The sequence below is a fragment of the Collinsella sp. TF09-1AT genome, from assembly GCF_003436895.1.
GTDB lineage: Bacteria > Actinomycetota > Coriobacteriia > Coriobacteriales > Coriobacteriaceae > Collinsella.
The window spans coordinates 127,959-150,191 of record NZ_QSRC01000005.1; the positions used below are offsets into that span (position 1 = coordinate 127,959).

The 22,233-nt window shown below is 56.7% G+C and carries 24 protein-coding genes; 16 read left to right on the forward strand and 8 right to left on the reverse strand.

The annotated features are described in order from the left end of the window. Positions 1-26 precede the first annotated feature (26 nt). The 11 genes from rimO to hflX all read left to right on the forward strand — a co-directional run bounded on the left by rimO (position 27) and on the right by hflX (position 11,607). The gene (rimO, locus tag DXC90_RS06100) at positions 27-1,376 is read left to right on the forward strand and encodes a 30S ribosomal protein S12 methylthiotransferase RimO (RefSeq protein ID WP_117735190.1); all 1,350 of its coding nucleotides are present in this window, start codon (positions 27-29) and stop codon (positions 1,374-1,376) included. 99 nt (positions 1,377-1,475) lie between these two features. Continuing rightward, complete coding sequence (gene pgsA, locus DXC90_RS06105; protein ID WP_233502217.1) at positions 1,476-2,024, forward strand: CDP-diacylglycerol--glycerol-3-phosphate 3-phosphatidyltransferase; 549 nt, start codon at positions 1,476-1,478, stop codon at positions 2,022-2,024. 12 nt (positions 2,025-2,036) lie between these two features. Further along, positions 2,037-2,567 (forward strand): CinA family protein, encoded by a 531-nt coding sequence (locus DXC90_RS06110; protein ID WP_117735192.1) that lies wholly within the window; start codon positions 2,037-2,039, stop codon positions 2,565-2,567. 257 nt (positions 2,568-2,824) lie between these two features. Next, positions 2,825-3,973 carry a recombinase RecA gene (recA, locus tag DXC90_RS06115; RefSeq protein WP_099431786.1) on the forward strand — a complete coding sequence of 383 codons (1,149 nt, stop codon included), beginning with the start codon at positions 2,825-2,827 and terminating at the stop codon, positions 3,971-3,973. An 11-nt stretch (positions 3,974-3,984) separates the two neighbouring features. After that, positions 3,985-4,677 carry a regulatory protein RecX gene (locus DXC90_RS06120; RefSeq protein ID WP_117735193.1) on the forward strand — a complete coding sequence of 231 codons (693 nt, stop codon included), beginning with the start codon at positions 3,985-3,987 and terminating at the stop codon, positions 4,675-4,677. A gap of 257 nt (positions 4,678-4,934) precedes the next feature. Beyond that, positions 4,935-6,485, forward strand: coding sequence for a ribonuclease Y (gene rny / locus DXC90_RS06125; protein ID WP_117735194.1), 1,551 nt, complete (start codon positions 4,935-4,937; stop codon positions 6,483-6,485). Position 6,486: 1 nt separating this feature from the next. Continuing rightward, positions 6,487-7,572: an ATP-binding protein gene (locus tag DXC90_RS06130; RefSeq protein WP_117735195.1), complete on the forward strand. Its 1,086-nt coding sequence runs from the start codon at positions 6,487-6,489 to the stop codon at positions 7,570-7,572. Positions 7,573-7,646: 74 nt separating this feature from the next. Beyond that, positions 7,647-7,964: a stage V sporulation protein S gene (locus DXC90_RS06135; RefSeq protein WP_006235982.1), complete on the forward strand. Its 318-nt coding sequence runs from the start codon at positions 7,647-7,649 to the stop codon at positions 7,962-7,964. Positions 7,965-8,009: 45 nt separating this feature from the next. After that, a complete protein-coding gene (gene miaB, locus DXC90_RS06140; protein WP_117735196.1) occupies positions 8,010-9,380 on the forward strand; it encodes a tRNA (N6-isopentenyl adenosine(37)-C2)-methylthiotransferase MiaB in 1,371 nt (456 codons plus the stop codon). Further along, complete coding sequence (gene miaA / locus DXC90_RS06145; RefSeq protein WP_117735197.1) at positions 9,380-10,318, forward strand: tRNA (adenosine(37)-N6)-dimethylallyltransferase MiaA; 939 nt, start codon at positions 9,380-9,382, stop codon at positions 10,316-10,318. The genes miaB and miaA overlap by 1 nt, the downstream gene beginning before the upstream one ends. After that, complete coding sequence (gene hflX, locus DXC90_RS06150) at positions 10,318-11,607, forward strand: GTPase HflX (RefSeq protein WP_117735198.1); 1,290 nt, start codon at positions 10,318-10,320, stop codon at positions 11,605-11,607. The genes miaA and hflX overlap by 1 nt, the downstream gene beginning before the upstream one ends. On the opposite strand, the gene DXC90_RS06155 is transcribed toward hflX, so the two are convergent. Both DXC90_RS06155 and lexA read right to left on the reverse strand, forming a co-directional pair. Next, a complete protein-coding gene (locus DXC90_RS06155) occupies positions 11,592-12,296 on the reverse strand; it encodes a heparan-alpha-glucosaminide N-acetyltransferase (RefSeq protein ID WP_117735199.1) in 705 nt (234 codons plus the stop codon). The genes hflX and DXC90_RS06155 overlap by 16 nt on opposite strands. Further along, on the reverse strand, positions 12,296-12,940 hold the full coding sequence (gene lexA / locus DXC90_RS06160; protein WP_147326612.1) for a transcriptional repressor LexA: 645 nt from the start codon (positions 12,938-12,940) through the stop codon (positions 12,296-12,298). The genes DXC90_RS06155 and lexA overlap by 1 nt, the downstream gene beginning before the upstream one ends. A 163-nt stretch (positions 12,941-13,103) precedes the next feature. On the opposite strand from lexA, the gene DXC90_RS06165 reads away from it, so the two are divergent. From DXC90_RS06165 to dut, 3 genes are read left to right on the forward strand one after another with little or no spacing between them, the layout of a single operon-like run. Continuing rightward, the gene (locus DXC90_RS06165) at positions 13,104-13,553 is read left to right on the forward strand and encodes a LysM peptidoglycan-binding domain-containing protein (protein WP_158550232.1); all 450 of its coding nucleotides are present in this window, start codon (positions 13,104-13,106) and stop codon (positions 13,551-13,553) included. 51 nt (positions 13,554-13,604) lie between these two features. Then, complete coding sequence (gene nrdR, locus DXC90_RS06170; protein WP_022093781.1) at positions 13,605-14,048, forward strand: transcriptional regulator NrdR; 444 nt, start codon at positions 13,605-13,607, stop codon at positions 14,046-14,048. Between the two features lie 4 nt (positions 14,049-14,052). Then, entirely contained in the window at positions 14,053-14,496 is a 444-nt protein-coding gene (gene dut, locus DXC90_RS06175) for a dUTP diphosphatase (protein WP_117735201.1), read from the forward strand. 449 nt (positions 14,497-14,945) lie between these two features. On the opposite strand, the gene DXC90_RS06180 is transcribed toward dut, so the two are convergent. Beyond that, the gene (locus DXC90_RS06180) at positions 14,946-16,247 is read right to left on the reverse strand and encodes a glycosyltransferase (RefSeq protein ID WP_117735202.1); all 1,302 of its coding nucleotides are present in this window, start codon (positions 16,245-16,247) and stop codon (positions 14,946-14,948) included. A gap of 118 nt (positions 16,248-16,365) precedes the next feature. On the opposite strand from DXC90_RS06180, the gene DXC90_RS06185 reads away from it, so the two are divergent. Continuing rightward, positions 16,366-17,304, forward strand: coding sequence for an NAD(P)/FAD-dependent oxidoreductase (locus tag DXC90_RS06185; RefSeq protein ID WP_117735203.1), 939 nt, complete (start codon positions 16,366-16,368; stop codon positions 17,302-17,304). Positions 17,305-17,458: 154 nt separating this feature from the next. Continuing rightward, positions 17,459-18,070 (forward strand): DUF1836 domain-containing protein, encoded by a 612-nt coding sequence (locus DXC90_RS06190; RefSeq protein ID WP_199406637.1) that lies wholly within the window; start codon positions 17,459-17,461, stop codon positions 18,068-18,070. 71 nt (positions 18,071-18,141) lie between these two features. On the opposite strand, the gene DXC90_RS06195 is transcribed toward DXC90_RS06190, so the two are convergent. From DXC90_RS06195 to DXC90_RS06215, 5 genes are all read right to left on the reverse strand, one after another. Beyond that, positions 18,142-19,008, reverse strand: a complete 867-nt coding sequence (locus DXC90_RS06195; protein WP_117735204.1) for a DegV family protein — start codon at positions 19,006-19,008, stop codon at positions 18,142-18,144. A gap of 164 nt (positions 19,009-19,172) precedes the next feature. Next, complete coding sequence (locus tag DXC90_RS06200) at positions 19,173-20,306, reverse strand: NlpC/P60 family protein (protein WP_199406638.1); 1,134 nt, start codon at positions 20,304-20,306, stop codon at positions 19,173-19,175. A gap of 32 nt (positions 20,307-20,338) precedes the next feature. After that, positions 20,339-20,869 carry an adenine phosphoribosyltransferase gene (locus tag DXC90_RS06205; protein ID WP_117735205.1) on the reverse strand — a complete coding sequence of 177 codons (531 nt, stop codon included), beginning with the start codon at positions 20,867-20,869 and terminating at the stop codon, positions 20,339-20,341. 40 nt (positions 20,870-20,909) lie between these two features. After that, on the reverse strand, positions 20,910-21,788 hold the full coding sequence (locus tag DXC90_RS06210; RefSeq protein ID WP_117735206.1) for a MerR family transcriptional regulator: 879 nt from the start codon (positions 21,786-21,788) through the stop codon (positions 20,910-20,912). Positions 21,789-21,791: 3 nt separating this feature from the next. Beyond that, on the reverse strand, positions 21,792-22,226 hold the full coding sequence (locus tag DXC90_RS06215) for an FHA domain-containing protein (RefSeq protein WP_199406639.1): 435 nt from the start codon (positions 22,224-22,226) through the stop codon (positions 21,792-21,794). Positions 22,227-22,233 lie beyond the last annotated feature (7 nt).

Genomic DNA, 22,233 nt, shown 5'->3' on the forward strand with positions numbered 1-22,233 from the left:
ATCATTCGAAAGGACCGCTCTCCAACATGGATACACCGTTGGGCTCCGTGCTCTACATCACCCTCGGGTGCGCTAAGAACGAGGTTGACACCGACCGCATGCGTTCTCTTTTGACCGCCGCAGGCTACGAGGAGGCATTCGACCCGCAGGAAGCCGATATCGCCATTGTCAATACATGCTCGTTCCTCGCCTCCGCAACGTCTGAGAGCATCGAGACCACGCTCGAGCTCGCTAATGAGGTGCAGGACGGCGTTCGCTCCTGTCCCATCGTCATGTGCGGTTGCGTGCCGTCGCGCTATGGCGACGACCTGCCTGACGAGCTGCCCGAGGTCGCTGCCTTTGTGAAGGCCGACGAAGAGGACGGCATCGTGGCGGTCATCGATGGCGTGCTGGGTGTCGAGCGTGAGACCGCCGCCTATATTCCGCAGGTCAAGCGCACTGTCGAGGGCGCTGTCGCCTACGTCAAGATTTCCGATGGCTGCAACCGTTTCTGTAGCTTCTGCATGATCCCCTACATCCGCGGTCGTTATCACTCGCGCAATGCCGAGAGCATTATTTCCGAGGTGCGCGACTTGGTTGCCGGTGGCGTGCGAGAGATCGTGCTGATCGGTCAGGACACGGGCATCTGGGGCACCGACTTTGCCGACGAGGACGTCGCCGAGGGCTCGCCGCGCAATCTGGCGCAGCTGCTGCGCGCCGTCGCCGAGGCCGTGCGTCCGCAGAACGTCTGGGTCCGTGTGCTCTATCTGCAGCCCGAGGGCATGACCGACGAGCTCATTGAGACCATTCGCGATACGCCCGAGGTGCTGCCCTATATCGATATCCCCGTGCAGCACTGCGATGCTCGCATACTCAAGGCCATGCGTCGCTCCGGGTCGCGCCAGGAGCTCGAGGACCTGTTCCGCGATCTGCGTGAGCGCATCCCCGGCATCGTGATTCGTTCCACGGCCATGGTCGGCTTCCCGACCGAGACCGACGATGAGTTCCGCGATCTTATCGACTTTATGGACACCATGGGCTTTGACTACACGAGTGTCTTTGCCTATTCGCAGGAGGAGGGCAGCCTGGCCGCCAAGATGGAGGGTCAGGTCGACGAAGAGGTCAAGCTCGAGCGCGCCCAGGAGGCCATGGACCTGGCCGAGTCGCTCGGTTTTGCCGCCACCGCCGCACATGTGGGCGAGCGCGCCCAGGTGATCGTCGACGGTATCGAAGAGACCGAGGACGGTGCCGAGCTGATTGGCCATGCTTGGTTCCAGGCGCCCGATTCCGATGGCGCGGTGCATCTGGATGCCAGCGAGGCATCTGTGGGCGATATTCTGACCGTCGAGTTTACCGATAGCTTCTGCTATGAGCTTATCGGTCATGTTGTGGAGTAGGAGCGCGTTGTGGCTAACGAGAGCAATAAGGAACTGACGAGTGTCTGGACGCCCGCCAATATCGTGACGTGCGTGCGCATCGTCTTTATCCCGGTGTTCATGATCGTGTCGGCGCTGTCTCACACGAGCGTTGCCGGTACGGATTGGAGCACCTTCGACGGCCCGCTCGCCGCCGCCGCCTTTATTCTGTACGTCATCCTGTCGTGCACCGATAAGGTTGATGGCTACTTGGCTCGTTCGCGCAACGAGATTACCGACTTCGGTAAATTCTTGGACCCCATCGCCGACAAGCTACTCGTGTTCTCGGCCTTGCTGCTGTTCTTGGACTTTGGCGCCGTGTCGGTTTGGTCCGTGTTCATCATCTTGTTCCGCGAGCTGTTGGTAAGCGCCCTGCGCATGGTTGCGAGTGCCGCCGGCGTGGTCGTTGCCGCCGATAAGCTTGGCAAGTACAAGACGGCGACCACGATGGTCTCCATCTGCGGTTACCTGTGCGTCTTTGCGATGGCCGGCTTGCACCTTGGCCCGGTGGCGCTGACGCTCGGCATCTACTCTTTATCGCGCTTCCTGTACGCCGTTGCCGTTGTCCTGACCGTTATCTCGGGCGCCCAGTACTTCTGGAACTGCCGCAAGATCGTCTTTTCGGTCTAGGTCCTGGTGGGTATGACGGACTCTTTTGAGCAGATTTCCGCACATAACGAGGAGCTGGCGCGTCATATTGTCGAGCGCGCGAGCGCTCGGGGCGTGACGGTTTCGACGGCTGAGTCGCTGACAGCAGGTATGATCGCCTCGACGATTGCCGATATCCCGGGCGCCTCGGCGGTGCTGCGTGGCGGTGCGGTGACCTACTGCGATGAGATCAAGCATCGCGTTTTGGGTGTTGATCAGGAGACGCTCGACCGCTATACCGCGGTGTCGCATCAGACCGCGCGCGAGATGGCGGCGGGTTCGCTGGAGCTATACCAGAGCGATATTGCCGTGAGCGCAACGGGTTATGCCGGCCCCGGCGGCGGCACTGAGGACGATCCGGCTGGCACTTTCTATATTGGCTGGGCGTATCGCGCGACTGATGGGGAAGTGCCGGTCGTGGACTCTGTGCGCTGCCACTATGAGGGCGACCGTTCGTGTGTTCGTGCCCATGCGGTCGCGGAGGCATTGGGACGCATTGCCCTTGTGCTCAACTCTATGGAATAGACGTGTTTTCAGGGGCCTTAGGGCCCCTTAATTGTGGAGATAGGGACCTCTGGCGAATTTAGCGTTTGCGCCGGTTATAGGTGTATTCTTGCCTTCCTTGTTCTTATTCGGCCCTTTGTGGTCAAGCATTTGGTCAGTATTTGGTCGGCGTTTGGTTGGGTTTTGGAAAGACTGCCTGCATATGATTGGCCTGAACGGTTGACCACGAACAGCCGTTCGTTTATTATCGATGCAGGTTGTTAAGAGGAGGGCTATTCATGGCCAAGAATTCAGGTCCCGTACGTACCGTTCATGCACCCACGACGGGTAAAGAGCGCGAAGAGATGATCGCCACCACCAAGGCCGAGATCGAGAAGAAGTTCGGTCAAGGCTCCATCATGAGGTATGGTGACGGCGGCCCCGAGCTTGAGGTTGAGGCCATCCCCACGGGCGCTCTGGCACTCGATGCCGCTCTGGGTATCGGCGGTGTGCCGCGCGGCCGTATCGTCGAGATTTACGGTCCTGAGTCCTCCGGTAAGACGACGCTTTCGCTCGAGATCCTGGCCGAAGCCCAGGCAATGGGTGGCGTGGTGGCATTTATCGATGCCGAGCACGCGCTCGATCCCACGTATGCCGCGCGCATTGGCGTGGATATCGACGAGGTACTGATTTCCCAGCCTGATACGGGTGAGCAGGCGCTCGAGATTGTTGACATGCTCGTGCGTTCCGGCGCCATCGATGCCATCGTCGTCGACTCCGTCGCCGCGCTGACCCCGCGTGCCGAGATCGAGGGAGAGATCGGCGATACCACGGTCGGATTGCAAGCTCGTCTGATGAGTCAGGCGCTCCGCAAGCTCGCCGGCTCGCTGTCCAAGTCCAACACGACATGCATCTTCATTAACCAGCTGCGAGAGAAGATCGGCGTCATGTTCGGCAACCCCGAGACCACGACGGGCGGCCGCGCCCTTAAGTTCTTCTCTTCGGTGCGTATCGACATTCGCCGCATCGACAGCATTAAGCTTAAGGATGAGGTTATCGGTAACCGCGTGCGCGCCAAGGTCGTTAAGAACAAGGTGGCAGCTCCGTTCCGTTCTGCTGAGTTCGACATCATGTACGGTACGGGCATCTCTAAGGAGGGCTCGATTCTGGACATGGCTGTCGAGTGCGGCATTTGCAAGAAGATGGGCTCCTGGTTTGCCTATGGCGAGGACAAGCTCGGCAACGGTCGCGAGGCCGCCAAGGCGTTCCTGCGCGAACACCCCGATTGCGCCGACGAGATTGAGCATAAGGTCCGCCTTGCCTGCGGGCTTGAGTTTGATGACGATGCTCCGTCCGAGGTCGAGCTGACCGATCAGCCTGCGCCTGAGGAGTTTGACGAGCTTTACGCCATCGATGGTTCCGCCATGCTCGATGATGACGACGAGTAGCGGTTACGCTCATGTCGTATACGGTGACCGAGGCCACAGTCGTCTTTCCCGATAAGAAGGCGGCCTCCTCGTTCTCGAGCGGGTATGCGTCCAAAAAGCCTTGCGCACATATCGATTGTGAGCTTGAGGGCGGTTTTGAGCGGTCCATTTGGATTCCCGTGCGGGTCGCGCGCCTGTATGTCAAAAATCGCCCCGATCTTCCCTGTGATTGGGATAACTTTCGTGAAGCGGTGCAGCTCATCGAGCGTAAATGTGCACTTACCATGGTGACCGAGATTTTATCGCGCCGCGACCATGCGACGGGTGAGGTCCGTGACAAGCTGGCTCGCTACGGCTTTCACCAGTCCGCGATCGATTTCGCCGTCGAGCGCGCCACCGAGTATCGCTTTTTAGACGAGAACCGCTTTTGCGCGTACTTTATCGAGGAACACAAGCGGCGCGGTTGGGGACAGCGTAAGATCGAGACCGAGCTCAAGCGCCGTCATGTCGTGCTCGATGACATTCCCGGTTATCCCGAGGATTATTTTGCCGTCGAAGACGATTTGGCGCGTGCGTCAGCCCTGCTCGCCAAGCGGCGTGTTCCAGAGACGCGCGGATTCGAAAAACTGGTTCGGTTTTTGATGGGCAAGGGCTTCTCGTATCACATCGCCGCCGATGCCGTTAAGGCACGTCTTAATGCCGAACGTGAGGAATGTGCTGTTTAGGCGTATGCGTTTTGTGCCCCTGCCGTTCACCTTGTTTTAGCCGCCGTACTGGGGCCATTTATTTGACAGTTGTTGTGGTTCAACGTACGATAAACACTGTCATTTGCTTTGTGATATGTGCTCATCTGTGATGAGTTTGTTTATATGTTTATCTGTATCCGACCCGCATAAGCTGCGCCCATATTACTCAAATGTCGCGAGCCGTTCATAAGGACGGTTCGCTTTGTTGTGTAACGAATCCATCAAAAGGAGTGAGCATGCCTATCATCGCAGCGCTCGTTGGCATCGTTTTGGGTGCCATCGCCGCCATTGCCTACATGCGCACCGCCAAGCAGGGTAGTCTTCACGAGGCCGACGAAAAGATCCAGTCGGCACATGCACAGGCTGAGTCCTTGATCGGTGATGCAAAGCGTCAGGCCGAGACCCTCAAAAAAGAGGCTCTGCTTGAGGCCAAGGAAGAAATCATCAAGAACAAGCAAGCTGCCGAGGCCGAGGACAAGCAGCGTAAGAACGAGATTCGTACGCTCGAGAACCGCGTGATGCAGCGCGAGGAATCCCTCGACCGCCGCAACGACGCTCTCGACAAGCGCGAGCATCAGCTGTCCAGCCAGGCCGGTCAGGTCGAGAAACGCTCCCGTGAGCTCGAGGAGCTCTGCGCAAAGCAGACCTCCGAGCTCGAGCGAATCGCCGACCTTACCCGCGAGGACGCCCACAAGGAGCTTCTCGATAAGGTTCGCGGCGAGGTCACCCACGAGGCCGCCACGATCATTCGCGAGTCCGAGCAGCAGGTTCGCGCCGAGTGCCACAAGACTGCCCAGGAGATCTTGTCCCTGGCGATTCAGCGCTGCGCTGCCGACCACACTGCCGAGGTTACCGTTACCTCCGTGCATATTCCCTCTGATGACCTCAAGGGCCGCATCATTGGTCGCGAGGGTCGCAACATCCGGACCTTTGAGCAGGTTTCCGGCGTCAACCTCGTGATCGACGACACGCCCGAGACCGTCGTTCTTTCGAGCTTCGACCCAGTTCGTCGTGAGACCGCCCGTGTCGCCCTCGAGAACCTCATCGCCGACGGCCGCATTCACCCTGCCCGCATCGAGGAGATGTACTACAAGGCTGCCGACCTGGTTCAGCAGCGCGTGCGCGAGGCTGGCGAGCAGGCTGCCTTTGATACCGGCATCCACGACCTACACCCTGAGATCGTCAAGACCCTTGGTGCCCTGCGCTACCGTACCTCGTTTGGTCAGAACGTGCTTCAGCACTCTCTCGAGGTCTCTGATCTGTGTGGCGTGATGGCTTCCGAGCTTGGCCTGGACGTTGTGACCGCTAAGCGCGCCGGCCTGCTGCATGACCTGGGCAAGGCAATCGACCACGACGTCGAGGGCCCGCATGCCGTTATCGGCGCCGAGCTTGCCCGTCGTTATGGCGAGAAGCCCGTTATCGTCCACGCTATCGAGGCTCACCATGCCGATGTCGACCCCAACACTGTGCTCGATGTCCTGGTACAGGCCGCCGATGCTGTCTCTGCCTCTCGCCCCGGTGCCCGTCGCGAGTCTGCCGAGAACTACATCAAGCGTCTTGAGAAGCTCGAGGAGATCGCCAACTCCCATGACGGCGTCGAGCGTACCTATGCCATGCAGGCTGGTCGTGAGGTCCACGTCATGGTTCAGCCGGACAAGATCTCCGATGCCCAGTCCACGGTTCTGGCTCACGATATCGCCCATCAGATCGAGGAAGAGATGGAGTATCCCGGTCAGGTGCGCGTCGTCGTGATTCGCGAGAGCCGCGCTGTCGATATCGCTAAATAACATGAGCGACGCGAACGAGCTCATCTCATTTATCGCGTCGATGTCGGGGGAGGGCAACCTTCGCGTCGAGGAGAACCTTGGCGAGGGGTATGTCCGCCTCCGCGTTTCGGAGGCTGAGCGGCGCCAGGCAAAACACGACATTCAGCATGTCGAGGATATCGTCATAGAAATGCTCCGCAATGCTCGAGATGCCGGCGCCGACAAGGTCTATCTCGCCACGACCAAGGAAGATGGCGTCCGCACGCTTGTCTTTCTGGATAACGGTTCGGGCGTTCCGCAGGATATGCAAGAGCGAATCTTCGATGCCCGCGTTACCTCCAAGCTCGAGAGCATGAAGATGGACCGTTGGGGCGTTCACGGTCGTGGCATGGCATTGTTTTCGATCAAGCAGAACACCGACGAGGCCCGTGTGGTCACGTCCGGCGTCGATCTTGGTTCAGCCTTCAAGGTGAGCGTCGCAGCCGACCGCCTCAGTGAGCGTGCCGATCAGTCCAGCTGGCCCCAGGCCGTCAAGGATGAGGACGGACGTTATGTCTGTGCTCGCGGTCCGCATAATATTATTCGCGCTGCTTGTGAGTTTGCGCTCGAGGAGTTGCGTGGTTGCGATGTCTATCTGGGCTCTCCGTCTGAGATTGCCGCGACCCTTTATGCTCAGGCGTCAAGTCGGCTTGATACGTCTCGTCTCCTGTTCATTGATGACGAGAGCGAGCTTCCGGTTATCGATCGTTTAGGCCTTGCCTCTGATGCTGAGGACTTTATCCGTATCTGTGCGGGTTTGGGTCTTGAGATGTCCGAGCGCACGGCTCATCGCATTTTGGCAGGGCAGATTAAGCCCGTTCGCGGTGTGACCGCGCGTCTGCTGCGCGAGCGTGATTCGTCCTCGCATGCGCCGGCTCCTGTCGATCTCGCAAAGGATCGTCGCGGGCTACGTATTGCCAAGGATGATATGGCACAGTTTTCGCGTGCTGTGGAGCGCGACTTTAATGACCTTGCCACCCGGTACTATCTCAACCTTTGCGGCGACCCAAAGATCCGTGTTTCGCGTGATCGAATCACCGTGACCTTTGATCTTGCCAAAGAGGAATAGTGCCTTTACCGAGTCCACTCGGTACGATACAGTTATTGCAGTTAAAACGTACTTTTAAATGCAGGAGTTTCTTCATGGATTGCCTGAAGGTATCAAGCAAATCATCGCCCGCGTCCGTTGCCGGCGCCATCGCCGGCATGGTCAAGGATGGTGTACCCGTCAACATCCAGTGTGTCGGCGCCGGTGCCGTCAACCAGGCTATTAAGGCCGTTGCTATCGCGCGCGGTTTTTTGATTCCAACCGGTTTTGATATTTCCTGCGCGCCCGTGTTCTCCGACATCCTCATTAACGGGGAGTCGCGCACGGCCATCCGCCTTTCTATCTACGTTCACCAGATCAATCGAGCTGCTATGGATAACGTCGTCATGGATGATGTTAAGCCTGTGGCATAGCTTCTGCTTGCCTTGTTTCGCTCCCCATCGTTAGGACTTATGCACATGGACCAGCGTTCCGTACGCGATATTCTTGCCGGTAAAACCTACTTTATCCGCACCTTTGGCTGCCAGATGAATCAGCACGACTCCGAGCGTGTGAGCGGTCTGCTTGATTCGTATGGCTGCCTCATGGCGCTCGATCCCGCGCATGCCGATATCGTTGTCTTCATGACGTGCTGCGTGCGCGAGGCCGCCGATACTCGCCTGTACGGTCAGTGCAATTCCTGCAAAAGCCTGCCGCCTTCGCCTTCGGGCAAGCGCGTGGTTGCCGTTGGCGGTTGCATCGCGCAGCGCGATGGCGAGGGCCTGCTCACCAACGTCGATAACGTCAATGTCATCTTTGGCACGCATTCCATTGCACATGTGGCCGAGCTCATTGCCGAGGCGTTCCTTGATGGTAAGCGTCATATCCGCACCAATGAGCATGAGGATACGGACGCCATGAGCATGCCGTGGCATCGCGAGACCCAGTATCACGCCTGGGTGCCCATCATGACAGGCTGCAATAATTTCTGCACCTATTGCATCGTGCCGTACGTACGCGGTCGCGAAAAGAGCCGCCCCTTCGAGGAAATTGTCGACGAGGTGACCGGTCTGGTGCGCCAGGGCGTGCGTGAGATTACGCTGCTGGGCCAAAACGTTAACTCATATGGTCGCGATCTGTTTGGCAAGCCGCGTTTTGCCGATTTGCTGCGTGCCGTGGGCGATACGGGCGTGGAGCGCATCTTCTTTACGTCTTCGCATCCTAAGGACCTGCTGCCCGAGACCATCGACGCCATGGCCGAGACACCTGCCGTAATGCCGCAACTGCACCTGGCCGTCCAGTCAGGTTCGACGCGGATCCTCAAAGAGATGAATCGCCGTTATACACGCGAGGACTATCTGGGCCTGGTCGATCGCATTCGCAACCGCATGCCCGATATCGCGCTCTCGACCGACATTATCGTTGGCTTCCCGGGCGAGACTGAAGAAGACTTTGAGCAGACGCTCTCACTTGCCGAGACGGTCCGCTATGCTCAGGCCTATACCTTCATCTATTCCAAGCGCGCCGGTACCCCGGCCGCCGAGATTGACGATCCTACGCCGCATGAGGTTATTCTCGAGCGTTTCAATCGCCTGGTTAAGGTTATCGAGACCACGGCACACGAGTATAACCAGGGTGAGCTTCATACTGTGGTTCCCGCGCTCATTGAGGGAACGAGTAAAAAGAACGATGCGGTCCTGCTGGGCAAGAGTCCCAAGAATCAGACCGTGCATGCGCCTATCCCCGAGGGTTACAGCATCGATCAGCTTGTTGGCAAGATCGTTGATGTTAACGTTGACGTTGCCAAGACCTGGTATTTGTCCGGTTCCGTTGTGGGCGAGCCGCGCTAATGGTTTCTCCCGGGGCAGGCCTTTCCGCCGTTGCGATCGTCGGTCCGACGGCGGTTGGTAAGAGTGATGTTGCCGACCGTTTGGCAGCTCGTCTTTCGTCCGAAGTGCTGTCGTGCGATGCGATGCAAATCTATCGCGGCATGGACATCGGTACCGCAAAGATGGTGCCCGATGAGTGTACGGCGCCGCTGCGTCTCGTCGACATTCTAGAGCCGGGTGTAGCATATTCTGCTGCGCTTTATCAGGCTGACGCTCGCGCGCATGTTGAACGTCTCCTTGGTTCGGGTTGCCTGCCGGTTTTTTGCGGAGGTACGGGGCTGTATCTCAAGGCTGCCCTTGATGAGATGGACTTTCCCTCGGGTGAACTTGAGGACGATCGCCGTGCGGCCTATCAGGAGCTTGCCGAGCGTATTGGCGAGGAAGAACTGCATGCCCTGCTTGCCGAGCGCGATCCAGAATCGGCTGCTGTTATTCATCCCCATAACGTGCGCCGTGTGATTCGTGCGCTCGAGATGCATGATGATGGCGTCTCCTATGCGCAGCAAAAGTCGCAGTTTAGTGTTCCGCACGAGCATTATCATGCCCTATGGTTTGGTCTGACGCGTAATCGCGAGGTGCTCTACGAGCGCATTAATCTGCGCGTCGATCTGATGTTTGAGCAGGGTCTTGTCGATGAGGTCCGCGGTCTTATGGACCAGGGGCTGGGAGATGCCCTGACGTCGATGCAGGCAATTGGTTATAAAGAGATCATCGATGTTTTCAATGGCATGATGAGCATGGATGAGGCCCGCGAACTCATTAAGATGCGTTCGCGTCGTTATGCCAAGCGTCAGCTTTCGTGGTTTAAGCGCGATGACCGTATCGTGTGGTTTGATATGGATGAATGTACGATCGATGAGGTCGTTGAGGATATCCTGCATCGTATTGAGGCTGCCTAATGGCCCGTTTCCCCCTTGTTCCCACGGCACCCGAGCCCGAGCGTGCCATTTTAGTCGGTGTTGAGTGGCGCGACAATGCATGGCCGCTCAATCGCTCGCTCGATGAGCTGGAGCGCCTTGCCCACACGGCTGGTGCCCAGTGCGTGGCTCGCTTGTCTCAGCGTTTGGTAAAGCCGTATCCCAAATCGTTTATCGGTTCCGGTAAAGTAGAGGAGCTTTGCGGCCTGGTGCATCGCATGGATGCCGATGTCGTTATTTTTGATGACGACCTGACGCCCTCGCAGCAGTCCTATTTGGAGAAAGCCGTGGGCGAGCCGGTAAAGATTATCGATCGTACAGCACTGATTTTGGATATCTTTGGTCTGCATGCTCAGACGCGTGAGGGACGCCTACAGGTACAGCTGGCACAGCTTCAATATCTGTTGCCTCGTCTGCGCGGCATGTGGAGCCATCTTGCCAAGGAGCAGACGCGCGGCGGCATCGGCTCACGCTTTGGTCAGGGCGAAAGTCAGCTCGAGGTCGACCGTCGCCTCATTCGTAATAAGATCGCTGCACTTCGTCGTGAGCTCAGGCAGGTTGAACAGCGTCGCGACGTTCAATCCAAGAGTCGCATTGAGTCACCGGCATTTCGTGTCGCGCTAGCCGGTTATACCAATGCCGGTAAATCGACGTTGCTCAATCGCCTGACCGGCTCTACGGTACTTTCGCAGGACAAGCTGTTTGCTACGCTCGACCCGACGACGCGTTCGTATCGCTTGCCCGGCGGTCGCGGCATGACGATCACCGATACCGTCGGCTTTATTCAAAAGCTGCCGCATGGTCTGGTCGATGCCTTTAAATCGACGCTGTCCGAGGTGTTGGGTGCCGATCTAATTCTCAAAGTCGTAGATGCGTCTGACGAGGACTATAAGCGGCAGCTTGAGGCTGTCGACCGCGTGCTTGATGAGATCGGCGCCGGAGAGCGTTTGACGCTGACCGTATTCAATAAAATCGATCTTCTCGACAGCGTTGATCGATTGAGTTTCCGTCGTCGCTATCCCGAGGCCGTTCTGTTTTCGGCTCAAACGGGCGAGGGGCTCGACGATCTCGTCGATCGTATTGCTCGCGAGGCGGCCGCCACCGATGTGCTGATTTCCGCCGACATTCCCTATCGCGAAGGCGCCCTCATCACGCTGGTGCATGAGCAGGGGACCCTTTTGCATGAGGAATATCTTGAGGATGGCGTTCGTATTGTGGCGAAACTGCCGGCTCGTATTGCACCGCGGCTCGAGCGTTATCGCACCGAGTAGACGAGCTCCAAAATGCCCAGAATGATGGGCTGATGCAGCAGATAAAAGGGGAGAGCGTGACGTCCAAGGCTGGCGAGCGCCGGCAGGGGGTTGGCGTAGGCCCAGCTAGGGACGGTCTTATCGATACTCTGCGCTATGTGTGCGGCGAAGTATCCTGCAAGATACATAAAGATAAACGGGATGATGGGGTAGTAATCACCTGAGACAAACCCAGGGCTCGGAAATCCCAGCCACGCCAGGTGGGGGACAGAGTAGATCGTTTTGGGGATGCTCCAGGTGAGGGCGAACAACACAAGGCATAGGGGCATGCCCCATCTCGCCGTTATCTTCTTAAGGACGGGATCGGTCAACGCCACGATGCCGGTGCATGCGGCCATGCAGTAGATGATGCCAAAATTAACCGAATCGTCGACTGAGACAAGTGTTGTTGCCAACCAGACAACGAGTGCTGCTAAGGCGTATTTGGCGGCACGTTTGATATTGTTGCGCGAAAGAGTGCACATCCAACCCGCGATAAACAAAAATACCCAACTGATGCTGGCGCGCCAGACGTCTTGAAAGACAGTCTGGGTAAACCAAGGCATATCCCAGCCGTACAGGTAGGCAAGATCATAGCAAGCGTGAAAACCTGCCATAGAAATCATCGTAAACCCGCGGACGGTATCAAAGATTGTGATGCGTTTTTGCATTACGAGAACCGGCGCATCAAGCCGACGACTTTGCCCAGGATAACGGGATTCGTTGCATAGATAGGCTCCATGGTGTCGTTCTCGGGCTGCAGACGTACGCGTCCCCGCTCCTTGTAGAACGTCTTGACGGTCGCTGAACCATCGATCATGGCCACGACAATTTCGCCGTTCATGGCATTCTTTTGTTCACGGACGATGATGTAATCGCCATTGAAGATGCCGACATTGATCATTGAGCTCCCATGCACCTCAAGGATAAAGGAACCCTGATCAGTGGCGATTTCGGTCGGGATAGTAAACGTGTCTTCGATATTCTGCTCGGCCAGAATGGGAATCCCAGCCGCGACGCGACCAACGAGCGGTAGCGAGACCGTTCCGCGAGGTGCGGTGGGCTCGTCAGATTTAGAAATTGAGACAGAGGAACCATCCTCGTTAAAGAGTTCCAGGGCACGCGGTTTGGTGGCATCGCGCTTGAGTAGCCCGCGCGCCTCCAGGGCAGAGAGATGGGCGTGCACGGTGCTGGGGGAGGAAAGGCCCACGGCAGAAGCCATCTCGCGCACGCTGGGCGGATAACCCTTCTCCTGCTGATATTCCTTGATGAAGTCGTAAATTTGCTGCTGACGCTTGGTAATTTTGCGAGCCATCAGGGCATCCTCTCTACCCATGTCAAACAAATGTTCGAATTTTGCTTGACAGGAACAACTGTTCGAAGATAATAATAACCGAACATTCGTTCTCGCGCTAGACATTTTTGTCCGCGCGGCTTGATAAAACTGTTCTCAGCAAAACACGCGAGAGGAGAACATGATGAACGCAACGAATATGGTCCAGGGAAACCTCGCCCTTAAGCTCGAGACGCCTGCAGAACCCACTTTTACGGTTGTTCGGGGTGGCCGCTCTGGCTTTCAGCCTTTGACCGTAAAGCCTGAGCGCAATCAGCAGGCTGTAGTCGCGCCGGCCCGCGTTGCCCTGAAGGTTCCGACGATTGTCGCCGTCGCCGTTGCGCTCACGCTCTTCTTTGTACTTGCTACCTCGATCTTCAGCGCTCGTCATGCCGCATATGCCGAGTCGGTATCCAACGTTACCTACGAGACCGTCCGTGTTCAGTCTGGCGATTCCTTGTGGTCGCTTGCTCAGGAGCATCCGATTGAGGGTCTTTCCACACAGGAAACCTCTGATATGATCCGCAACGTCAACCACCTGGAGCATGGCTCGCTCGATGCCGGTGCTCATCTTAAAGTTCCCGCACGTTCCTAAGATTTAAGTACCGTCGCATGGTACCCTTGTAATCGTTTTAGAGGAGGTACCATGCGCTGTCCCAAATGCGGCAAGGCACATACCCGCGTCGTTGATTCTCGTATGCAGGAGTCAAATAACACCATTAAGCGCCGTCGCGAATGTTGCTCGTGTAACTACCGCTTTACAACGTTCGAGCGATGCGAAGACCCAATCGAGGTCATTAAGTCAGACGGAACCAAGCAGCGGTTTGATCGCAATAAGCTGCTCGTCGGCTTGATGCGCGCCACCATCAAGCGCGATATCGACACTAAGAAGCTCAATGAGATTATCGATGACATCGAGGTCGAGCTGCGCTCTCGCACGCTGACGGCCGTCACGTCCCATGAGTTGGGTGACATGGTGCTCAAGCGCTTGGCCAAGATCGACAAGGTGGCGTACATCCGCTTTGCCTCGGTCTACCGTGATTTCAAAGACGTCGATGAGTTTCTGCAAGAGCTCGACAAGCTAAGGTGATTCCATGTCCAACATTACCGTCAACATAAAGCGTCTCGACCCCACCGTCGAGCTTCCCAAATACGCCCATCCCACCGATGCCGGCTTGGATTTGCGCTCCAACGAGGACTGCGTCCTGAAGCCCTTCGAACGCCGTTTGGTCTCTACTGGGCTGGCTATCGCCCTGCCCGATGGCTACGCCGGCTTCGTGCAGCCCCGAAGCGGCTTGGCCATCAAGCAGGGCCTGTCTATAGTTAACACGCCTGGCCTCATCGACGCCCACTACCGAGGAGAACTCAAGGTTATCCTCATCAACCTGGATCCCACCAACGACATCCAAATCAACAAAGGCGACCGCATAGCCCAACTCGTCATCCAAGAAGTCCCCACGGTCAACCTCATAGAAGCAGAAGAACTAGACAAAACCGACCGAGGAGCCGGCGGTTTCGGTTCTAGCGGCGTATTGTAATGTCCGCTCACCCGTGGGAGGCCCCTATATATCATTCCATGCTCAAACATTCTCGCGGGGCGCTCGTATCCCTCCCGCCCGCCTCTCACACATATCATTCCATGCTCAAACATTCTCGCTTCGCTTCGCTCGCTACGAAACTGCGCGTGGAACGATATGTGTGAGAGGCAGGCGGGCGGCTACTCGCTTGAAACAGTATTTACTTTTCTAGTAAGCCGATGCGACAAAGGGGCTGTCCCTTTGTCGCATCGGCTTACTGTATTTATATTTTCCTGTTTTGCCTTTGCAGGTTCTAATGGAGGGGATACCGAAGTAGCTGCTAATAAGTAAACGCAGCCGTTCTGCCGGAGCCGCCCTTATATCGTTCCACGCGCAGTTTCGCAGCGCAGCGAGAATGTTTGAGCATGGAATGATATAAGGGCGGCTCCGGCAGATCGGCGGACATTCGACTAGCGGATATGCGCAGGTTTTTCGCCCCAGTAGAAGCGGCAGAAGGCTCGTTTGCGCTTTTGGGGTTTGCCTACGAGTTCCATGGTCGCGATGGCTATGTCTTCGGCTGCGTGGGGGCGGCGTAGAACTTCGCCGTTGATGAGTAGGGCTTTGAGTGATTCGGGATGATCGTGCAAGTGACGTAGGGTTACGATGAGTTCTCGTGCGGTGGTGACATGCATACTGGCGCCCATGCCGGTGAGCATCGTGGTGTTGGCCTTTTCCTGGCCATAGGACTTGCCCAGCAGGATCATCGGCAGGTGCGCGCACAGGCACTCGGTGACGGTGAGTCCGCCCGATTTGAGAATTGCCAGGTCGCAGCCGTGCATGAGGGCCGCCATGTCGTCCACGTAGTCCAGAACCGTGACGTTTTCGAGCTTCATGGCGTCGAAGAGCTTCTTGAGTCGGGCGGCGTATTCCTCATCCTTGCCCGGCAAAAAGACAAAATGCATGTCCTCAAAGCTGCGTAGGAAGGGGAGGGTCTGGTCCATCGCCGCGCGAAAGCGGACGTACGGTTGAGGTAAACTGGCGCCGGCCATAACCAGCACGACGGTCTTGTCGGTGGGGAGGTTGAACTTGGCTAGCTCTTCCTCGCGATCGTAATCCGTGTCGAATCCGGTGCGAATAGGAATGCCGGTAATGCGAATCTTTGCCTCGGGCACCTTGCGCGGACGCAGCGTTTCGGACATAAATTCGTTGGCAACACAGAATAGATCGGTGTCCTTGTGGGGCCACCAGCCCTCGACTTCGTAGTCGGTCGGTACGCAGATGACCGGATAATCGATACCCGTAATTACGCGGGCACCCACGGCAACATTGGCTGCTGTGATGTGCGTTGCGACCACGGCTATGGGCCTGCGGCTACGAATATATTCGTTGAAGGCGGGGAACATAATTCGAGACCATGCCGTGCCGCCACCCCAGAGAAGATGTCCCGTAAGTGTATATCTCCAGGTCAGGTCGTAAATGGGGCGCGTGGCTCCCGTAAAAGAAGCCGCGGTCTTATTACCGTCGAATTTAATACGTCCAAAATCAAGGATATCGAGCACTTCAATCTCAACATCCTCGGGGATGCCATTGGTGCCGCGGATGAGGTCGAAGGCCTGCGCAATCGCATTTGCGGCGGCCTTATGGCCTGAGCCGACCGAGGCGTGCACGATGGTCACGAGAGGTTTTTGCTGAGCCAAGAGCGCTGTTTGCTCCGATTGGGGAGTGCTGTGCGTGGGCAGGGGAGCGTCGTCGCTCGTCTGCGTTTGATCCATCGATAACTCCCCTTAGACGTTGTAACACGGATTTATCATTGTAGTGCATGAGTGTCATGTTCACGTAAATTTGGGTATGAGCGCAAAGAACGTCAATGTTTCGACGAGAGGATGTTCCATGACTACCGATCAGCCGATCGATGTTGCGATTATCGGTGGCGGCCCCGCGGGCTATGCTGCCGCTATTTACGCTGCGCGTGCCAACCTGACGACGACCGTGATTGAGCAGGGCATGTCGGGAGGGCAGATCGCCACAACCAATGAGATCGAGAACTATCCGGGCATTCCGCTCTTGAGTGGCGCCGAACTCGGCGAGCGTTTTCAGCAGCATGCAGAGGGCCTGGGAGCACAGGTTGCATGGAGCATGGTTACGGGTATCGATTACGATGCCGATGCAGCGCTGTTTACGGTGCATCACGATACGGGCGATACGCTGGCCTCGAGTGTTATCGCTTGCATGGGTGCCACGCCGCGACCGGCAGGTTTCGCTGGCGAGGATACGTATCGCGGTCGTGGCGTTTCATATTGCGCAACATGTGACGGCATGTTCTTCCGCGGCAAACAGGTCTTTGTAATTGGTGGTGGCAATTCGGCATGCGAAGAAGCTCTGTTCCTGTCAGACATTGCCAACAGCGTGACCATCGTGCTGCGCCGCGACCAGTTTCGTGCGCCTGATGGTGTTGTTCAGAGAGTACTCGAAAAGGACAATATTACAGTTAGGTACCAAACAAGTATTGTGGAGCTCTCGGGCGAAGCCATGCCAACGATGATCACCTTTAAGGACAATGCATCCGGTAAGACTCATACCGAGTCATTTGAACTTGGCTCGTTTGGCATCTTTGTCTTTACGGGGATGCAGCCACATACCGAGCTTATTGAGCATCTAGTCGATCTGGCTCCTGACGGCGGCATTGTCACCGACGATTCGATGGCCACCCGTACGCCCGGCTTATTCGCAGCCGGCGATATCCGTTCCAAGCGTTTACGCCAGGTTGTGACCGCCGTTTCGGACGGAGCCATAGCAGCAACGAGCGCATACGCATTTCTCCGTGGATAAGTACGATAATATATCTTATGTAAAGTTGTTATCAATTTACTAAATGGCGGGACAGATGCATCAGTGCACTGTCCCGCCAATTTTCTTGGCGGCTATGTGGTATGCAAAACTGGGAAATCTAGAATACAATATTGAAAAGGAACGGAGGACCTTTATGAACCACGTTAACCACGTTATTCCGATGTCCGATTCGTCTGTCAGCATTAAGCCTGAGGATATTCAGCCCACGGTGCTGCCCGATGCATTTATTCAGTCCGATATCGTGCGCAAACTCAATACGTTGAGTCTGCCGCGCTATGAGCAGTTGCCCAATGTGACGCTCTACCGCGACCAGGTTATTGAGTATGTTGCGCTGTGGATGGATCCGCTGTCCATTTGCGTTGAGCAGCCTGTCATTACGCCATCGATGATTAATAACTATGTGAAGGTCGGCCTGGTGCCCGCTCCGGTCAAAAAGCAATATGGCCGCGAGCAGATTGCCTGCCTGATCGCTATCTGCATTTTTAAGCAGGTGCTACCTATTGCTGCGGTGCAGGCACTCTTTAACATTCAGCGTTTGAGCTACGATGCCCCGACGGCCTTCAATTATGTGGTCGATCAGCTCGAGGCGTCGATTCGTTCGGCGTTTTCCGTCGAGCAGACACCGGTTCCCGATACCGCGCATCAGGTAACGCGTGAGTCGCTGCTTGTGCGCAGTGCGGTATCGTCCTTCGTTTCGAAGGCGTACCTGATGAGCTATCTCAAGTTCAACGGGTTTAATAGCTAGCCGTCGTATAAAACGGGCGGGATAAAGAGCGCTGGCCCCTTATCCCGCCCATGAGTTTGTCTTGATGGACATTATCGGCCCGAAGCCACGCCCATGCCGTAGCCGATAATGAGGCCGTGCATCTCGGCATAGTATGAATCTAGCCCGTTACAGGGCATGATGGTGGTCTTGGAGCCGGGCCAGTGTTCCGCAATGCGGCTGGCAAGTGCCTGGGCGCCCGCCTCATTCTCGACATGGTCGATAACGACCTCGCCACCAGTAAAGCCTTCGGCCTCCATGGTATCGATAATCTTGCCAAACATCTTCTTTTCGCCACGGGTGTGTCCGACGAGTTCGATTTTACCGGCCTCACTCGCCGTGCCCAAAATGCGAATATTGAGCTTGTTGGCAATGACGCCGGCTGCCTTAGGGATACGTCCGGCCTTGGCGAGGTTTTCGTAATTGCACAAGCTGAAGAGGATTTTGCTGTTCTGCTCAAGGCTATCGAAGTATGCGCAAGCATCCTCGAATGAGACATCCGGATTGCTTGCGAGATAACGGTCGAACAGCAGGAAGATCAGGTCCATTTTGCCGCCAGCTGCGCGTGAATTGACAAGATGAATATTGCGGTCCGGTTCCTCGGCAAGAACCATATCGCGAGCCGTGGCTGCCGCGTTGTAGCTGCCCGACACGCCTTCAGAGATCGGCATGCAGATGGTCTTGTCTGCCAATTTGAAGAGCTCGACCCACTCCCCTACGCTGGGACAAGCGCTCGAAGAAGCGCTCGTCTCCGCCTGAACAGCGCAGTTGAGCTCATGAACGTCGAGCGAAAGATCATCGACGAATTCACGCTCCCCCACTCGAATTTTGAGGGGCGCAAATGCAAAGGTGGTATGGGGTGCGGTCGGTTGCCAATCGCGGAGGTTGCAGCTTGAATCTGAGATAAGTGCCCAGCTCATAGAGGGTCCTTTCTAATTGCTCCCATATAATTATAGCCTTCTTGCTAACCGATTGGGCCGCTATCTAGTATTCAAAACTAGATAGCGGCCTGCACTAAAGGCAAAAGAATGGACCCCATGACTCAAAGCCACGAGGTCCATATCCGTTTGCTTTATCTGAATACTTAGTAGCGTACGAAGATATAGTTGTTGTTCATGCCGGCGGCAACGGAGCTGATGATAACACCCGTGTTGTAGTCGGAAGCATGAATCATCTGACCGCCACCGATGTAAATGCCGGTGTGGTACGAGTTGACCACAACATCACCGGGCTGCGGATCGGACACACGCGTCCAGCCCATAAAGGTGCCCGTGGTGCCCAGGCGACAATAGCGACCAGTGAGGCAGTAGCTAACAAAACCAGAGCAGTCGAAGCTGTTCGGGCCAATTCCGCCCCAGGAATAAGCACAACCAAGCTTACTGTATGCACGCGAGACAACAGAACCGCCATCGACGGACTGGCTCGGAACGGAAGGCGCCGGAGCCGGAGCCGGAGCGGGCGTCGGGGGCTGCGGCGTCGGAGCAGGTGCCGGCGTAGGAGCCGGAGTGTTGCCGCCCTGGTTGCTGTTATTGCTGGTCTGGCCACCGTTGTTGGTGTTCTCGGTCGTACCGGCAGTCTCGTTGCTCACCGTGGCCTTCTCGGCGGTACTGGCGTTGATGCCGGCCTGCAGCGCGGCGTTGGCCTCGGCCTCGGCGGCAAGCTCAGCCTGCAGCTGAGAATCCAGAGAGTTTACGACGTTCTGGGCTTCAGCCTGCTGGGCGTTAAGTTCGTCGACCTTCTTTTGCGTGGTGGCGACGTTCTTCTCCTGCTCGGCCTGCTTATCGGTGAGCTGCTGCTTAAGCTCCTTAACCTCTTGAATGGTCTGAGCCTGCTTATCGGAAACTTTGCCGTAGTAGAACAGACGGTTGAGCATATCGCTCAGGTCATCGACGCCGGTCAGAACCTGAAGCAGGCTCAGACCGCCGGTTTTGTACTCGCCGGCGACATAGGTCGAGAGCTTGGCCTGACCATCGGCGATCTCCTGCTGCTTTTGAGTGATTTCGCCAGCAGTCTGGTCGAGCGCCTGCGTCTGCGTGGCGAGCTCATCGTAAATCTGCTGGGTTTGGGTACCGATCTGCTCGAGCTTCGTACGAGCAGCGGCAAGGTCGGATGCGGTATCGGCGTAGGCAGGAGCCGCGAGGCCCAAGCCCAAAACACAAGCGAGGGTTGCCGTAGCAGCGCAGCGTGCCATGTTTTTGTGCGTGTTTGCTGTGCGCATGTAGCTTCCTTTCCAGTAACTAAGGGTAACGGCTAGTTCACCGTCACCAGGCTAAAGAGCTCCACATCGTCATCAGACGGCGTGAGCTTCTCGCGCGGGTTGAGAAACGCAAGCTCAAGGATACAACCGTAACCGACAAGCTTTGCGCCCATATCTCGCACCAGTTTACCTGTTGCCTCGACGGTTCCGCCCGTCGCGACCAAGTCGTCCAGAATCAACACGGTATCTTTAGAGCTGATAGCGTCGGCATGGATCTCAATGGAATCCGTTCCGTATTCGAGCTCATAGCTCTGGCTCACGGTCTCGCGCGGTAGCTTGCCCGGTTTACGTGCGGGAACAAAGCCGGCGCCAAGGGCTACAGCCACCGGTACGCCAACCATAAAGCCACGGGCCTCGGGGCCAACGACCTTAGTAATGCCCATGTCGGCAAAATGCTCGGCCAGCGCATCCACCATGGCCTTCAGTGCCTCGGGATTGCCAAAGAGCGGCGTGATGTCTTTAAAGATGACTCCGGGCTCGGGATAGTCGGGGATGTCGACGATTTGAGATTCGAAGTCGTACATTGCATGACCTTTCAATGGGTTGCCGGATAAGCGGTAGCTGTTATTTGCCCGCGGTGACAGTGTCGGATTGCGAGGGGGCGACGACCTTGAGCGGCTTTACGAGAGAATCCTCGTGTGAAGCCGGCGCGGCAGCTTCTTCGTTTTTGGCCTTGGTGGACTCGGAGCGAGCGATTTCCTCATCGAGTGCATCGATGTCGGCATCCTCGACCACGGCGTTGAGCGACTCAAAAACGCGGTTCTTGAGCAACGCGGTGTGCACGCCTTCCGTCAGGTCGTGAAGCTTCTTAAACGCACGCTCGAGCTTGGCGTCGCGCTCGTCATCGGAGGTATCCATGCCGAGCATGCTTACGAGCACTTGCTCAAACATCGAGGATTCGCGGTTGGCGGAAGACACGTACTGACGCAGGTTGCGCGGCTCGATATGGAAGCGTGACAGCTCGGAGCAGTAGCGGATGATCGGAAAATCGCGACCATCGACGAGCTCACGGTTCTGCGGACTCTTGATGATGCGAATGAGGTCGTTCTCGGCGAGCGAGCGGATAAACGAGATCTCGACGCCCAGCATATCGGGAATGGTCTCGATGGGATGCAGCTTTTGTTTGGTCTCCTTGGGCTCTGTCTTAAGCGGAACATCGGACAGCAAGCCCACCTCGTAGGCGAGCGTTGACAGGTCCGTGGCGTTTTCCAAGCGCTGCTTAATCACGTTGAGCGGCATATAGCGGGTCTTCTGCAGGTGCAGGATGACCTCCAAGCGGTCAACGTCCTCCTTGGAGTACTGACGGTATCCCTTAGGCGTACGATGAGGGGTAATGAGCCCCTCATCTTCTAGAAATCTAATTTTTGAGTTCGAAAGATCGGGGTATGCGCCTCGAAGTAGGTTGACGACTTGGCCGATACTCAGATAGTTGCGTTCGGCCATGCCCTACTCACCGGTTTCGATGCGCTCCGGCGTGCTCTCGTGGTAGATGAGCGTAAACGTACCGATCTGAACGGAAGAGCCGTCGTGCAGCGGAGCCGCGTTGACAATGGCACCGTCGACCCAGGTGCCATTGAGCGAGCCCAGATCCTCAATACGGGCGCCCAGGCCCTCACGAATAATGCGTGCGTGGCTGCGCGAGACAGTCATGTCGTTGAGGAAGATGCCATTCGCGGGATCGCGGCCGATGGTGGTCACGTCGTCCTCGAGTTCAAAGGCGGCACCAGTCTGCGGACCCTTGACGATGGACAGAACGGGGGCGGTGATGCGCACGTTGGCCATGAGGTCGGGAACGGTGACGTCGCTTGAAGGCACGCGGAATACGCAGGTAGCGTCAGCAGTCTTATCATTCTGAGGTATATTGTTAACCATGTTGTCCATGACAACC